We start from the raw sequence: 13,788 nt of genomic DNA, 5'->3' as shown, positions 1-13,788 counted from the left end.
ATGTCCGCCGACCACAACATGGAGCGCTACGGGTACCACCAGCAGCTGGGGCGCACGCTCAGCGGCTTCACGTCGTTCGCCGTCGGCTTCTCGTTCATCTCGATCACGTCGGGCATCTTCGCCGCGTACGGGTTCGTGCTCAACAACTCGGGGCCCCGCGGCATCTGGCTGTGGCTCGTCGCCGGCATCGGCCAGATCCTCGTCGCGCTGATCTTCATGCAGTTCGCCGCGCGCATCCCGATCGCCGGCTACTCCTACCAGTGGGCCTCGCGATTGACCAACCCGCGCGTCGGCTGGGGCTTCGGCTGGTTGTCCTACGCGTTCCTCGCCGTGGTCGTGGTCGCCGTCGACTACGGCTTCGCGACGCAGGCGTTCATGCCGCTGTTCGGCATCTCCCCGACGACCGGGCACGCCCAGCTCGTGACGATCCTGACGCTGGTCGCCCAGGCCGCGCTGATCGTCCTCTCCACGCGCGCCACGGCGCTGATCAACGGCTCGGCGGTCGGCGCGGAGATCATCGGCATGCTCGGGCTCACCGTCGTGCTGCTGATCGCGGTCGCGATCACCGGCGACGGCTCGGTCTCGAACCTCACCTCCTCCGGCACGATCGACGACGGCTCCGGCTATTGGGCCTACAACGGCCCCTTCATGCTCGCGATCCTGATCGGCGCCTACACGATCGTCGGATTCGAGGCCGCCGCGAACCTGGCCGAGGAGACCGAGGAGCCGACGCGCGTGGTGCCGATGGCGATGCTGCGCGCGGTCGTCGTGTCGGTCGTCGTCGGGCTCGTGTTCCTGATCGCGCTGACGATCGCGATGAGCGACGTCAAGGGCACGACCGCGTCGGCGGCGCCGGTGTCGGCGATCATGGACGCGCGGCTCGGCGGGACGGTCAAGGACCTCTTCCTGGTGTTCGTCAACGTCGCCATCTTCGCCAACGGCCTGATCATCATGATGTCGGGCTCGCGGCTCGTGTTCGCGATGTCGCGCGACAAGCGCTTCCCCGGCTATCAGCTGTTCGGCCGCGTGCTGCCGAGCACCGCGACGCCCGCGTGGGCGGTCGGCCTGATCCTCGCCGGCGGCGTCGTCTTCACGCTCGTCTTCAGCACCGACACGCTCGTGAAGCTGTTCACCGCGGGCTCGATCCTGCCCGCGCTGATCTACCTCGCCACCGTCCTCCTGTATCTGCGCGTGCGCGGCCGGCTCGCCCGGATCCCGTCGTCGTTCCGGCTCGGCCGCTGGGAGCCGGTCGTCGTCGCCGGCGCCCTGCTGTGGCTCGTGTTCGAGCTGAGCGTGCTCGTCTTCCCGAGCCAGTTCTGGGACGCGGTCAAGCTCGTCGCGGTGCTGATCGCGATCGGCGCGGTCACCTTCGCGTGCTTCCGCGTGTTCGCGCCGCACGCGCTCGACGAGCTGCCGGAGCTGGACATCGGCGGGGCCGAGGAGCCGCAGGGCGCGGCGCCGCGCGAGGTGCGGGCGTGACGCTGCCCGCCGAGACCGACACGGTCGTCGTCGGCTCGGGCCCGGCGGGCTGCGCGCTCGCCGGCCGGCTGGCGGCCGCCGGCGCCGACGTCGTGCTGCTGGAGGCCGGGCCCGACCTCGGCCCACGCGACTCGGGGCGCTGGGACGCCGGCCTGCTCGACGCCAGTGCCCTGAGCACCAGCTACGACTGGGGCTACTCGAGCGAGGCGACCTACCCCGATCGCGTCGTGGCCTTCGAGCGTGCACGGGTGCTCGGCGGCTGCTCGTCGCACAACGGGTGCGCGGCGATCCGCGGCGCGCGCGCCGACTACGACGGGTGGCGACAGCCCGGCTGGGCGACCGAGGACCTCGTCCCGCTGTTCGAGCAGGCCGAGCGCGCGTTCCGCGTCCACCGCTACACGGCGGAGGAGGTCACGCCGTTCCACGCGGCATGCCTGGAGGCCGCGCAGGCCGCCGGGATCCCGCTGACGGCCGATCTCAACGACCTCGACGAGCACGAGGCGATCGGCATCGCGCCGGTCAACATCGACGGCGGCGTGCGCTTCAACGCCGCGTTCGCGTTCCTGGATCGCGACTACGCGTCGCTGCGCGTGATCGGCGACGCGGCCGTCGGCCGCGTCCTGCTGGAGGGATCCCGCGCCGTGGGAGTGGCGCTGGCCGACGGGCGCGAGCTGCGCGCCGCGCGCGTCGTGCTGGCCGCCGGGACCTACGAGTCGCCGGCGATCCTTCAGCGCTCCGGGATCGGGCCGGCGGACCTGCTGGCGGCGGCCGGCATCGCCTGCGTGCACGATCGCCCGGGCGTCGGGGCGAACCTGCACGACCACCCCGCGTTCGTCGTGGGCTTCGCGGGCGGTCCGGAGCTCGAGCGCCGCCACGCCGAGCGGACCGGCTGGACGCCCGAGGAGCAGTCGATCGCCAAGCTGCGCAGCAGCCACTGCACGGAGGCGTTCGACCTGCACCTGTACCCGCTGGGCGGACCGCATCCGCGGCGCCGCGACGCGTGGCGCTGGGAGCTGCCGGTCGCGTGCATGACGCCGCGCTCGCGCGGCACGGTGGCGGTCGCGAGCGCCGACCCGGCGGCTCGGCCGCGGATCGACCACGCGTACCTGAGCGACGAGCACGACCTCGACGTGCTGGCCGACGGCGTCGAGCTGATGCGCGAGATCGCCGCGCGGATGCCGCTGCTCGGCGAGGAGCTGGGTCCGCGCGCGAGCGGCGCCGGGCTGCGCAAGGCGATCCGCCGCGGCGTCGTGCACTACTACCACCCGGGCGGCACCTGCGCGATGGGGCCCGTCGTCGGCGCGGACGCCGCCGTGCACGGGCTCGAGGCCCTCTACGTCGCCGACTGCAGCATCATGCCGGCGATACCGCGGGCCAACACGAACGTGCCGGCCGCGGTGATCGGGCTGAAGGTCGCTTCGCTACTCGGGCGGCTGGACGCTGATGACGCGTCCCTTGCGGCCTTCGGTGAAGGCCACCACGCCCGCTGACTTCGCGTAGATCGTGTCGTCGCGGCCGATCCCGACACCGTTGCCGGGATGGAAGCGCGTGCCGCGCTGGCGCACGATGATCTCGCCGCCGGTGACGGCCTGGCCGGCGAACACCTTCACGCCGAGGCGCTTGGCGTTCGAGTCACGGCCGTTGCGGCTGGAGCCGAGTCCCTTCTTATGTGCCATGTCAGCCCTTCCCGCCGATCTCGGTAATGCGGATGCGCGTCAGCTCCTGGCGGTGGCCGGTGCGGCGCTTGTAGCCCCGCTTGGGCTTGAACTTGAACACGCGCAGCTTCGGCCCGCGCTCGTGCGCGACGATCTCGGCGGACACGCTCGCCTGGCCGAGGCCGTCGGCCTCGAAGACGGGGTCGCCGTCGCCGGCCAGCAGCAGCGGCTCCAGCTTGACGGTCGCGCCGACGTCGTCGGGCAGGCGCTCGACGAGGAGGGTCTGGCCCTCGATGACGCGGTACTGCTTACCGCCGGTCTTGATGACTGCGTAGGACATGTCGTCTTAAGGTCGGATGATCGGGGTGGGGCGGAGGGGCTGCTCGCCCTAAGGCTCGGATGCTCGTGGTGGGGCGGAGGGTGCTGCCGCCTTCAGCTTTCATTCGGTGACTTCGGCGTCGGCTTGCGACTTGGCGCGCGAACGGCGCCGTCCGCCTCTGCGGCCACGGCGCCGAGGGCGAGAGGATAGCGCGTCGCCGTCCTCGGCCTCGTCGTCGCCGGCGGCGTCGGGCTCCTGCTCCTCGGGGGCCGGGGCGTCGGCCTCCGCGTCGGCGGCCTTGCGGCGGCGCGGGCGGCCCTTCGGCTTGGGCGCCTCCTCCTCCGCGGGCGCCTCCTCCTCCGTGGCGACCGCCACGGCGCCGCCTTCGTCGGCGTCGTCGGTGCGCTTGCGTCGGCGCCCGCCGCGGCGGGCCTTCTTGGGCTCTTCGACCTCCTCCGCCGCGCCCGGGCCGGTCCCGGCCTCCACCGGCGTCTCGTCGGTGAGCGTCGCGGCCGCCTCGGCCACGCGCTCGCGGCGCTTGGCCGCGCCCTTCTTGGCCGCGGCCGAGCGGCGCGCCCGCACCGCCGCCTGCTCGCGCGCCCCGGCGCGCTCGCGGGCGGCCTCGGCGGCCACTTCGGCGTCGGCGCCGACGAGCACGGCGGTGGCGATCGTGCGGCCCGCCTCCTCGATCCGGACGAGCTTCTTCTCGCCCACGAACGCGACGCCGTTGACCACGTCGATCAGATAGCCGTCGACCTTGGCGACCGCGTCGTCCTCGTTGTACATGTGCGGCTCGACGAGGTCGACGTGGACCTCCTCGCCCGCGCGGAACGGCACCGAGCGCTCCTCGATCTCCGCCCGCGTGCCCTCCATCGTGACCGCGAAGTGGTCGAGCGGCAGACCCTCGGAGCCCTCGAAGTGGAAGTAGCGCCCGGTCTCCTGCTCGAGCGCGTGCAGCTCGCGCGCGCCGTCGGCGATGAACCAGGCCGTCACGCGCGGGTTGATCCGCAGCAGGTAGGCGTCGGGGCCGTCCGGCCCGGCGTCCTTGACCATGTGGCGGATGTGGCGCGCGAACTCGATCGCGATCGTCTCCTCGGACTTGATCACGCCCTCGCCGTGGCACACCGGGCACGGCTTGGTCATGATCTCGCGCACGCCGTCGGTGACGTTCTGGCGCGTCATCTCGACCAGGCCGAGCGGCGAGATCTCGACCACGAAGGTCTTCGTGCGGTCCTCGTCGAGTGCCTTGCGGAGGACCTTCAGCACGGCGTCGCGGTTGCGCGAGCGGGCCATGTCGATGAAGTCGATGACGATGATGCCGCCGATGTCGCGCAGGCGCAGCTGGCGCACCACCTCCTCGGCGGCCTCGAGGTTCGTCTTGGTGATCGTGTCCTCCAGCCGGGCGGACTTGCCCTTGCCGGTGAACGAGCCGGTGTTGACGTCGATGACCGTCAGCGCCTCGGCGTAGTCGATGATCAGGTAGCCGCCGCTCGGCAGGTCCACACGGCGCTCGAGCATCCCGTTGATGACCGGGTCGACGCCGAAGGCCTCGAACAGCGGGTCGTCGCCCTCGTAGAGCTCGACGCGGTCGACAAGCTCGGGCGCGGTGCGCGAGAAGAAGCTCACCAGCCGGTGATGCTGCTTCGGATCGTCGACGACCGCGCGCTCGAAGTGCGCGGAGAAGATGTCGCGCACGACGCGCACCGAGAGATCGGCCTCCTGGAAGACCAGCGCGGGCGCCGGCGTCTCGGCCACGCGCTTCTGGAGCACCTCGTTGAGCTTGAAGAGGTACTGGAGCTCGCGCTCGAAGTCGGCGCGGGCCGCGCCGTGCGCCGCCGTGCGGATGATCGCGCCGCCGCCGCCCAGGTCGAGCTGGCGAGCCTCCTTGCGCAGGCGGTCGCGCTCCTTGTCCTCCAGCCGGCGCGAGACGCCGACGCCTTCGCCCGTGGGGGCGTAGACCATGTAGCGGCCGGCGATGGTCAGCTCCATCGACAGGCGGGCGCCCTTGGTCTTCAGCGGGTCCTTGACGACCTGGACGACGATCTCCTGCCCGGGCTTGAGCAGGTCCGTGATTCGGTGCCCACCGCCCCCGCCGCCGCGGCCTCGCTTGACCTGCTCGACGCCCGGCAGCACGATCTCGTCGACGTGCAGGAAGCCGTTCTTGTCGAGCCCGATGTCGACGAACGCGGCCTCGAGGCCGGGCAGGACGTTGTCGACGCGGCCCTTGTAGATGTTCCCGACGATCGAGCGGCCGCCGCGGCGCTCGAAGTAGATCTCGGCGACCCGGTATCCCTCGGGGACGCCGTGGCGCTTACGACCGGAGCGCGAGCGGGAATGGGATTTCGCGGGTGCGCCCGGTTCGCCGGACGCCTCCAGCATCGCGACGCGAGTCTCGCCGCGGTCGACGGTGACGAGCACTTGCTTTCTCAAAGGACAACCTCATTGGAAGATGGTGGCCCTCCCCTTGCGGTCCGTCGTCTCGCGCGCCTGCGCGTTGACGGAGTGCAGGAGGCCGAGGGCCAGGAAAGTGGAGAGCATCGACGAGCCGCCGAAGCTCAAGAGCGGGGCCGTCACGCCTGTGATGGGCATGATTCCCACGTTCATCCCGATGTTCACGAAAAGCTGGAACAGCAGCATCACGGTGACGCCGCCGGCGATCAGCGCTCCGAAGAGGTTCTTCGCGATTGTCAGGATATGCAACCCGCGCCATATCAATAGCGCGTACAACGAGAGTATGAGCGCGCAGCCGGCGAACCCATAGGTCTCGCCGATCACGGCGTAGATGAAGTCGGTGTGGTGCTCGGGCAGGAACCCGAGCGAGGTCTGGGTGGCGTTCTGCACGCCGCGGCCGGTCTTCTCCCCCGAGCCGATCGCCGTCTTGGCCTGCTCCTGCTGGTAGCCCGCGTCGGCGGGATCCTCGGACGGATGCATGAACGCCGTCAGGCGATCCACCTGATACGGCTTGAGCACCTCGACGCCGAGCCGCGGCGCGACGGCCAGCACGAGGGTCAGGCTGACGGCGAACAGCCCGAGCAGCGCGAGGAAGTGCCGCCACGGCGCGCCCGCCACGAACAGCAGCGCGAGCGTCCCCGCGACGTACACGCTCGCCGAGCCCAGGTCCGGCTCGGCCATGACGACGAGCGTCGGGAACAGCCCGAGCAGCATCACGCGCGCCGTCGTGTCGCGGCCCATCGTGCGCATCCGCTCGACCACGAAGCCCGCCAAGGCGACGACGAGGAGCACCTTGCCGAGCTCGGACGGCTGCAGGTTGAAGCCCGGCAGCGGGATCCAGCTCTTGGCGCCGCGGGTTGCCTGAGCGAGGCCGAGCACCCCGATCAGCGACGCGATCAGCACGCCGTAGATCGGGTAGCGCAGCTCGCGCAGGCGCGAGTAGTCGAAGCGCGACATGCCGTACATCACGACGAGCCCGAGGCCCGCGTAGATCGCCTGGCGCTTGACGTAGTACAGCGGGTCGCTCGGGATGTCGTTCGCGGTCGCGCCCTTGAGCGTGACCAGCGAGCAGGCGATGAGCCCGAGGCTGGCGAGCAGCAGCAGCGGGTCCAGCCGCAGACGCCACTCGCGCGGGACGAGCGGAGGCGGCGGCTCGGAGGCTGGCTGGATGGTCTGCGCGCTCAATTGCTCTGACTCGCCCCGGCATGGAACTGCCGATCACCGGTATCGAACCACTGCGACAGGATGAGGCGCGCCGCGGGTGCGGCGGTCTCGGCGCCGAAGCCGCCCTTCTCGATCGTGACCACGACGACGATCGGGTGGTTCTTGTCCATCACCCAGCACGCGTACCAGGCCTGGTCGGGGTTGGCGCCGCGCTCCGCCGTGCCGGTCTTGCCGAAGACGGGATAGCGCTTCTGGTCCCAGCCCTTGAAGACGTCGTAGGACGTGCCGCCCTGGCTCGCGACCGCCTCGTGCAGGCCGGTGCGGATCACGCCGAGCGCGGTCGGGTCGAACTTGACCTTGCGGCGCGACTTGAAGTGCAGCTCCTGCACCGTGCGCCCGAGGCCGTCCTCGATCGCCGAGCCGACATGCGGGCGCACGATCGTCCCGCCGTTGGCGAGCGCGGAGTACGCGACGGCGACCTGCAGCGGCGTCGCCTGCAGGTCGCCCTGGCCGACGGCGAGGTTGACGTTGTCGCCGCCCGTCCACGGGCGGTCGATACCGCCGCACGCGTATAGCGCGTCGAGCGAGTCCTGCGCGAAGTGCCGCTTCTCGCGGCACTTCGTGTAGGCGTCGAAGCCCTGGTCGCGCCACGCCTTGTCGGGCACCAGGCCGGCATGCTCGCCGGGGAGGTCGAGCCCGGTCTTGCGGCCGAAGCCGAGCCGCGCCGCCCACTGCTGGATCACGCGCCCGCGCGCCAGCGAGCCGAGCCGGAAGAAGTACGTGTCCGACGACTTCTTGATCGCGCTGACCATGTTCACGGGACCGTTGGCCGCTGCCTTGGCGTTCTGGTACTTCTGCGTGCCGTACTCGAAGTGCCCGGTGTCGTCGTAGGTCTCGTCCGGCGTGATCAGGCCCTGGCTGAGCGCCGCGAGCGCGGTGACGGGCTTGAACACCGAGCCGGTCGGATAGGCGGACTCGGTCGCGCGGTTGAGCAGCGGGGCGCTGTTGGAGTCCGACGTCAGGCTCTTGTACGTCTTCTGGGAGAACGGCCGCGCGAACACGTTGGCGTCGAAGCTGGGCTGCGAGCCCATCGCGAGGATCGCGCCGTCGGTGGGATCCACCGCCACGTACGCGCCCGCCGTCGCGCCGTACTGCGACTTCGAGATCGCCTGCTTGAGCGCCCTGTCGCCCGCCTGCTGAAGGTTGAAGTCGAGGGTGAGCTTCAGCCGCTGGCCTTGGACGGCCTCCTTGACCGAGGTCCGCGCCTGGTCGTCGCGCGTGCCCATCGCGTTGACCACGACGCGCGAGTAGCCGTCCTTGCCGCGCAGGTAGCGGTCGTAGCGCTCCTCCAGCCCGCTCTGGCCGATCCGCGTGCCCTGCGCGACGCCGGCGTACTTCTTCTCCTTGCGCTGCGTCTCGCTGATCTCGTTGACCGTCCCGAACAGCTGCGCCGCGAGATCGTCGTGCGGGAACTCGCGCAGGAACTGCGTCTCGACGACCACGCCCGGGAACAGCTCCGGGTTCTCCTTGATGTAGTTGAACTCCGCCGTGGTGATGTCGGTCTTGATCGTCACGTTGGAGTAGGGCGCGTCGGCCAGGCCGCGGATCACGCGATCCTGGATCTGGCGCGGACTGACGTCGGCCAGCGTGCGCGAGATGCGCCCGTAGACCTTCGCGAGCGCCGTCTCGGAGGCCGGCAGCGGCGGGACAGCGACCTTGCGCGCCGTCTTGCCCTGGCGGCGCAGGTCCTTCAGCGCCTTCAGCTGCGCCTTCGTGGACTTCACGCCGTCGTCCTTGAGCTGCCGCCAGAACGCGTCGGCCTGATCCTGGGCCTTCTGGCGGTCGGCCTCGGCCGCAGCAAGCGCCTGCCGGTACTTGTCGGCGTCCGTCCTGACGGTGTCCGGCAGGTCGTTCGGGAGCAGCTGCACCACCGCCGCGACCTTGCTCTTGACCAGGGTCTCGTTGTTGCGGTCGACGATGTTCCCGCGCGGCGCCTCGATCGGGATCTTGCGCACGCGGTTCTGGCGCGCCTTCGCCACGAGCTCCTCGCCTGACAGGACCTGCAGGAACCACAGGCGGAAGAACACGATCCCGAACAGCACGAACGACGTGCCGCCGAGCACGGCGACGCGCCACGCGAGCTGCGGCGTGATCGGCGGGACACGTTCCTTGACGCGCTGCGGCATCGCTCAGGCCCGCGAGATCGGGCTGAGCCCGCCGGTCGTGTAGGCCCGGCGGCGGCGCCGGCGCGGGTCCTCGGGCAGATACGGCAGCAGGATCCGGCGCACGAGCGCGAACACCGGCAGCGCGAGCAGCGTGTCGAGCAGGATCGTCAACAGGATCTGCCGCAGCAGCAGCAGCGAGACCGGCGCCTCGACGCCGAGCAGGAACTGCAGCAGCGCGAAGCCGATCAGCGCGATCGCGGTCCCCGCCGCGCCGACTGCCACGGGCGCGAGACCGTGCGCTGGGTCGCGCAGCTCGCGGATCCGGCCGGCGCCGTAACCGACGGCGGTGAACACGAGCGAGGTCACCCCGAGCGTCTGGAACAGCGAGATGTCGACGAACAGCCCCAGCGAGAAGCCGAACGTCGCGCCGGCGACCGAGCCCGAGTAGAAGCCGGCCGCCGCGACCAGCAGCGGCGAGAGGTCGGCCGGGACGCCGAAGATCGTGAACTGCGACACCGCGCCCAGCTGGACGATGCCGCCGAGCAGGCCGATCAGGGCCAGGCGGAAGATCGATGCGCCGGTCAGCGTCACTTCGTCGACGCCCGCAGGTCCGCGTGCGGCTCTGTCAGCACCTGGACGATGTCGGCGTGGGTGATGTCCGCGTCGGGCTTGACGTGGATGCGGCGGTCCAGGTCGCCCGACCCGGGGTCGATGCGCTTGATCTTGCCGATCACGATCCCCGGCGGGTAGCGCGACGCGAGGTCCGCGCGCGACGAGACCGTGCCCGCGGTGTAGACGAGGTTGCCGGTTCGGATCTTGTTCGTGTCCTGGACCATCTTCAGCAGCAGGTCGCCGGGCGCGCCGATCGCAGGCTGGATGCTGCCGGGCTCGGCGGACGGCCCGGCCAGCGCGCCGACCGCGAAGTCCTGATCGGTGATCAGCGTCACGACCGAGCTCGAGCCCAGCGCGGTCTCGACCTTGCCCACCAGGCCGCCGCCCGCCACGACCGGGTCGCCCCCGTGGATCCCGTCGCCGGTGCCCTTGTTGATCTCCATCCGCTGGTAGAAGGCGTTCGGGGAGCGCACGATCACCCGCGCCTCGACCGGCTGGTACTGGTCCAGGCCGCGGTCGTCGAGGCTCTTGAGCTGGCTCTGCTGCTTGAGCTGGTTGATCTGGGCCATCGCCTGCCCGAGCTGGGTGCGGTAGTCGTCGGCCTGGCGCTTGTAGTCGTCGCGCTGACCTTTCGCGTCCAGCGTGTCCCCGAACCAGCCGAAGAGGTCCCGGACCGGCTTCAGGACGCGGCTCGCGCCGTCCTGGATCGGCGACAGGACCCCCACCACGCCGCGCTGCACCGCGTGCAGACTGCCATTGGAGGATTCGCCGAAGTAGGCGGTCAGCAGGAACAGCGAGGCCGCTACGAGGACGACCAGCACTGCACGGCGACGGCGTACCGCTCTGTCGTGCATACGAGAATGAAGGCGGGGTTCGGGGGGAAGGTCAAGACCAAGCTAGCGGCGAGGCCGCCTATTGCGGTTGTTCGATCGGTTCGAGCGGTGGATCGCCTCGAATTCCTCGAGGCTCCTGCCGCTTCCGACCGCGACGCACGTGAGCGGCGACTCGGCCCGGTGGGCGGGCATCTGGGTCTCCTCCCTGAGACGCTCGTCAAGGCCCTGCAGCAGCGAGCCGCCGCCGGCCAGCATGATGCCGCGATCCATGATGTCGGAAGCCAGCTCGGGCGGCGTCCGGTCGAGCGTCTCCTTGATCGCGTCGATGATCTGCACCAGCGGCTCCTCGAGCGCTGCGCGCACCTCCTCGGAGGTCAGCACGACCGTCTTCGGGAGCCCGGAGACCAGGTCGCGGCCGCGGATCTCGGCCTGCACCTCCTCCTCGAGAGGGTACGCCGACCCGATCTCGAGCTTGACCTCCTCGGCCGTCTGCTGGCCGATGAGGAGCTTGTACTCCTTCTTGACGTAGTTGATGATCGACTCGTCGAGCTCGTCGCCGCCGACGCGGATCGACTGGCTGACGACGATGCCGCCGAGGCTGATGACCGCGACCTCGGACGTGCCGCCGCCGATGTCGACGACCATGTTGCCGGTCGGCTCGCCGACCGGCAGGCCCGCGCCGATCGCGGCCGCCATCGGCTCCTCGATCAGGTACGCCTGGCGCGCGCCGGCGCTCAGGCACGCCTCCTCGACCGCTCGCTTCTCGACACCGGTCACGCCGCTCGGAACGCACACGACGACGCGGGGATGCGCCCAGCGGTTCTGGTGCACCTTCTGGATGAAGTGGCGCAGCATCTCCTCGGTGACGTCGAAGTCGGCGATCACGCCGTCCTTGAGCGGGCGGATCGCGGAGATCGTGCCGGGCGTGCGGCCGAGCATGCGCTTGGCCTCGATGCCGACGGCGTGCACCTCGCCGGTGCGGCTGTCGATCGCGACCACGCTCGGCTCGGACAGCACGATGCCGCGCCCGCGTACGTACACGAGCGTGTTGGCGGTCCCGAGATCGACCGCCATGTCACGGCCACCGAATCCGGTTAGATACGAGAAGAAGCCCATGCGTCAGCGGGCTGGACCTCCTTTAGGAAAGGGAGACCGAGCCGGCGGGGAGTCTACCGAAGCGGTGTCGCGCCTAAATGGCTGCACGTAACGTGGCATACGGGCCCCGGACCGAGCGGCCGCACGACCCCTCACAGCGCCTCGTCGCGGAGCTGGACGAGCTCTCCGCCGGCGTCGGCTTTCCGGCGGTCCACTAGGCCGGGAGCAGGTCCGGCCGCAGCGTCAGCAGACGGGCGAGCGGCAGCCCGACGATGTTGAGGTAGTCGCCCTCGATGCCGTCGACGAGGACGGCGCCGGCGCCCTGGATCGCGTAGCCGCCGGCGCGCCCGCGCCACTCCCCCGTGCCGACGTACCAGTCGAGCAGGGCGGCGTGCGCGGCACGGAAGCGGACGGTGGTCACCACGACCGCCGTGACCGGGCCGCCGCCGCGGCCGGCCTCGGCGAGCGCGATCCCGCCCACGACCTCGTGCGTGGCGCCGGCCAGGCGCGCGACGTACTCGCGCGCCTGGGCCTCGTCACGGGGCTTGCCGAGGATGTCGCCGCCGATCGCGACGAGCGTGTCGGCGCCGAGGACCAGCGAGCCGGCCGACGCCGCCCCCGCGTCGCCGGCCGCCTCCGCGGCCAGCCACCCGGCGACCGTCGCGGCCTTGCGGCGCGCGTTCTCCTCGGCGACCGCGAGCGGATCGCCCGCGGTCTCCTCCTCCACGTCCGCGGGGCGGACGGTGAACCGGATGCCGGCCTGCTCGAGGATGGCGCGCCGCTGCGGCGACGCGGACGCCAGGATCAGCCCCGCCACAGGTCGGATGATCGGGGTGGGGCGGAGGGGCTGCTGCCTGTTCTCAAATCTCCGGGAAGAACAGCTTGGCCTCGCGCTCTCCGGACTCCGGCGAGTCGGACCCGTGGACCATGTTCTGGCCGACGGCGATCGCGAGGTCGCCGCGGATCGAGCCCGTCGTCGCCTCGAGCGGGTTCGTCGCGCCGATCACCTGGCGCGCGGCCTTGATCGCGCTCTCACCCTCGAGCACGAGCGCCATGATCGGCCCCGAGGTGATGAACTCGACGAGCTCCCCGAAGAACGGGCGCTCCTTGTGCTCGGCATAATGCCGGCCCGCGAGGTCCTCGCTGACCGTCATGTGGCGCGCCGCCACGATCTTGAGCCCCTTGCGCTCGAAGCGGGAGATGATCTCGCCCGTCAGGCCGCGCGCGAACGCGTCCGGCTTGACCAGGATGAGCGTGCGTTCCAATTGAGGTTCCTTGGGTTCGGGAATTGGCGGTTTCGCCCTCCGGTCGTCGGACCCGACGAGGGCGCTGCCCGCGCGACCTTATCGACGCGGGCCCGCCGACCTCCGTGCGACGTTGCCTAGCGCCTGCGGCGTGACGGCTCGCCGCCCGAGGCGGTCTCCGTCGCCTCCGCCAGCTCGGCCGGCTCCGCGGCGACGGTCGCCTGGTCGGTCGTCTGGCGGCGCCGGCGGCGGGCCGTGGACGGCGACGGCGCGTTGGTCTCCGCCTCGCAGAACGGGCAGATGCGCCACGCCGGATCGATCGGCTTGCTGCAGGAGTAGCAGCGCTCTTTGAGCTTGCGCATGCAACTCGGGCAGCGCAGGTAGTCCGCCTTGACCTCGTAGTCGCAGTGCGGGCAGAGCTGGTAATCGAGGTTGGCCAGCCGGGCCTCGGCCGCCGTCATCTCCAACTCACGCAGACGGACGTCGTCCAGGAACTCCGGCGGGCGGACGATCAGGTAGACGATCGTCCCAACGAACGGGAAGAACGAAGCGAGCGTCGCGCAGATGACGAGCAGCGGGTCGTCGATGCGCCGCCGGGCGTCGGCGAACGTCCAGAAGATCAGCGCCAGGTAGAGCACGCCGAGGATCAGCAGCGCGACGCTGACAGCCGTGTTGAGGCTGCTGTTCTTGATCGAGAAGATCGCGAGAGCGTGCATGGTGGGGCTGAATCGTAGTGGCAGGGACTACAGGAAAGCGCGGCCGAAGGCGTAG

13 protein-coding genes are annotated in these 13,788 nt (G+C 70.7%); 2 read left to right on the top strand and 11 right to left on the bottom strand.

What is annotated here, in order from left to right:
* Positions 1-1,479, top strand: a complete 1,479-nt coding sequence (locus H958_RS39335; protein ID WP_051324622.1) for an APC family permease — start codon at positions 1-3, stop codon at positions 1,477-1,479.
* Positions 1,476-2,969 (top strand): GMC family oxidoreductase, encoded by a 1,494-nt coding sequence (locus H958_RS39330; protein ID WP_051324621.1) that lies wholly within the window; start codon positions 1,476-1,478, stop codon positions 2,967-2,969. Before H958_RS39335 ends, H958_RS39330 begins: the two co-directional genes overlap by 4 nt.
* On the opposite strand, the gene rpmA is transcribed toward H958_RS39330, so the two are convergent.
* The 11 genes from rpmA to H958_RS39310 all read right to left on the bottom strand — a co-directional run bounded on the left by rpmA (position 2,901) and on the right by H958_RS39310 (position 13,733).
* Complete coding sequence (gene rpmA / locus H958_RS0121240) at positions 2,901-3,155, bottom strand: 50S ribosomal protein L27 (RefSeq protein ID WP_028060114.1); 255 nt, start codon at positions 3,153-3,155, stop codon at positions 2,901-2,903. The two genes, H958_RS39330 and rpmA, sit on opposite strands and share 69 nt — an antisense overlap.
* Before the next feature lies 1 nt (position 3,156).
* Positions 3,157-3,474 carry a 50S ribosomal protein L21 gene (rplU, locus tag H958_RS0121235; RefSeq protein WP_028060113.1) on the bottom strand — a complete coding sequence of 106 codons (318 nt, stop codon included), beginning with the start codon at positions 3,472-3,474 and terminating at the stop codon, positions 3,157-3,159.
* 99 nt (positions 3,475-3,573) lie between these two features.
* The gene (locus tag H958_RS0121230) at positions 3,574-5,883 is read right to left on the bottom strand and encodes an Rne/Rng family ribonuclease (protein WP_028060112.1); all 2,310 of its coding nucleotides are present in this window, start codon (positions 5,881-5,883) and stop codon (positions 3,574-3,576) included.
* A gap of 9 nt (positions 5,884-5,892) precedes the next feature.
* Complete coding sequence (rodA, locus tag H958_RS39325) at positions 5,893-7,089, bottom strand: rod shape-determining protein RodA (RefSeq protein WP_231379332.1); 1,197 nt, start codon at positions 7,087-7,089, stop codon at positions 5,893-5,895.
* Complete coding sequence (gene mrdA / locus H958_RS0121220; protein WP_028060111.1) at positions 7,086-9,254, bottom strand: penicillin-binding protein 2; 2,169 nt, start codon at positions 9,252-9,254, stop codon at positions 7,086-7,088. Before mrdA ends, rodA begins: the two co-directional genes overlap by 4 nt.
* Before the next feature lie 3 nt (positions 9,255-9,257).
* Entirely contained in the window at positions 9,258-9,824 is a 567-nt protein-coding gene (gene mreD / locus H958_RS43840; protein ID WP_028060110.1) for a rod shape-determining protein MreD, read from the bottom strand.
* Positions 9,821-10,666: a rod shape-determining protein MreC gene (gene mreC, locus H958_RS0121210; protein ID WP_028060109.1), complete on the bottom strand. Its 846-nt coding sequence runs from the start codon at positions 10,664-10,666 to the stop codon at positions 9,821-9,823. The genes mreD and mreC overlap by 4 nt, the downstream gene beginning before the upstream one ends.
* Positions 10,667-10,741: 75 nt before the next feature.
* Positions 10,742-11,794, bottom strand: a complete 1,053-nt coding sequence (locus H958_RS0121205) for a rod shape-determining protein (RefSeq protein ID WP_028060108.1) — start codon at positions 11,792-11,794, stop codon at positions 10,742-10,744.
* Between the two features lie 193 nt (positions 11,795-11,987).
* The gene (locus H958_RS0121195) at positions 11,988-12,590 is read right to left on the bottom strand and encodes a Maf family protein (protein WP_196807479.1); all 603 of its coding nucleotides are present in this window, start codon (positions 12,588-12,590) and stop codon (positions 11,988-11,990) included.
* A gap of 43 nt (positions 12,591-12,633) precedes the next feature.
* Positions 12,634-13,038 carry a nucleoside-diphosphate kinase gene (gene ndk / locus H958_RS39315; RefSeq protein WP_037411022.1) on the bottom strand — a complete coding sequence of 135 codons (405 nt, stop codon included), beginning with the start codon at positions 13,036-13,038 and terminating at the stop codon, positions 12,634-12,636.
* 116 nt (positions 13,039-13,154) lie between these two features.
* Positions 13,155-13,733, bottom strand: a complete 579-nt coding sequence (locus H958_RS39310; protein WP_051324620.1) for a zinc ribbon domain-containing protein — start codon at positions 13,731-13,733, stop codon at positions 13,155-13,157.
* Positions 13,734-13,788: the final 55 nt, after the last annotated feature.

Source organism: Candidatus Solirubrobacter pratensis, from assembly GCF_000425945.1.
Classification (GTDB): domain Bacteria; phylum Actinomycetota; class Thermoleophilia; order Solirubrobacterales; family Solirubrobacteraceae; genus Solirubrobacter; species Solirubrobacter pratensis.
This window is presented reverse-complemented; position numbering and strand designations above follow the sequence as displayed.

Bases quoted from the DNA above. Each gene is read 5' to 3' on its own strand.
- H958_RS39335 (WP_051324622.1), top strand. From the start codon at position 1: ATGTCCGCCGACCACAACATGGAGCGCTACGGGTACCACCAGCAGCTG.
- rpmA (WP_028060114.1), bottom strand. From the start codon at position 3,155: ATGGCACATAAGAAGGGACTCGGCTCCAGCCGCAACGGCCGTGACTCG.
- rplU (WP_028060113.1), bottom strand. From the start codon at position 3,474: ATGTCCTACGCAGTCATCAAGACCGGCGGTAAGCAGTACCGCGTCATC.
- mrdA (WP_028060111.1), bottom strand. From the start codon at position 9,254: ATGCCGCAGCGCGTCAAGGAACGTGTCCCGCCGATCACGCCGCAGCTC.
- H958_RS0121205 (WP_028060108.1), bottom strand. From the start codon at position 11,794: ATGGGCTTCTTCTCGTATCTAACCGGATTCGGTGGCCGTGACATGGCG.
- H958_RS39310 (WP_051324620.1), bottom strand. From the start codon at position 13,733: ATGCACGCTCTCGCGATCTTCTCGATCAAGAACAGCAGCCTCAACACG.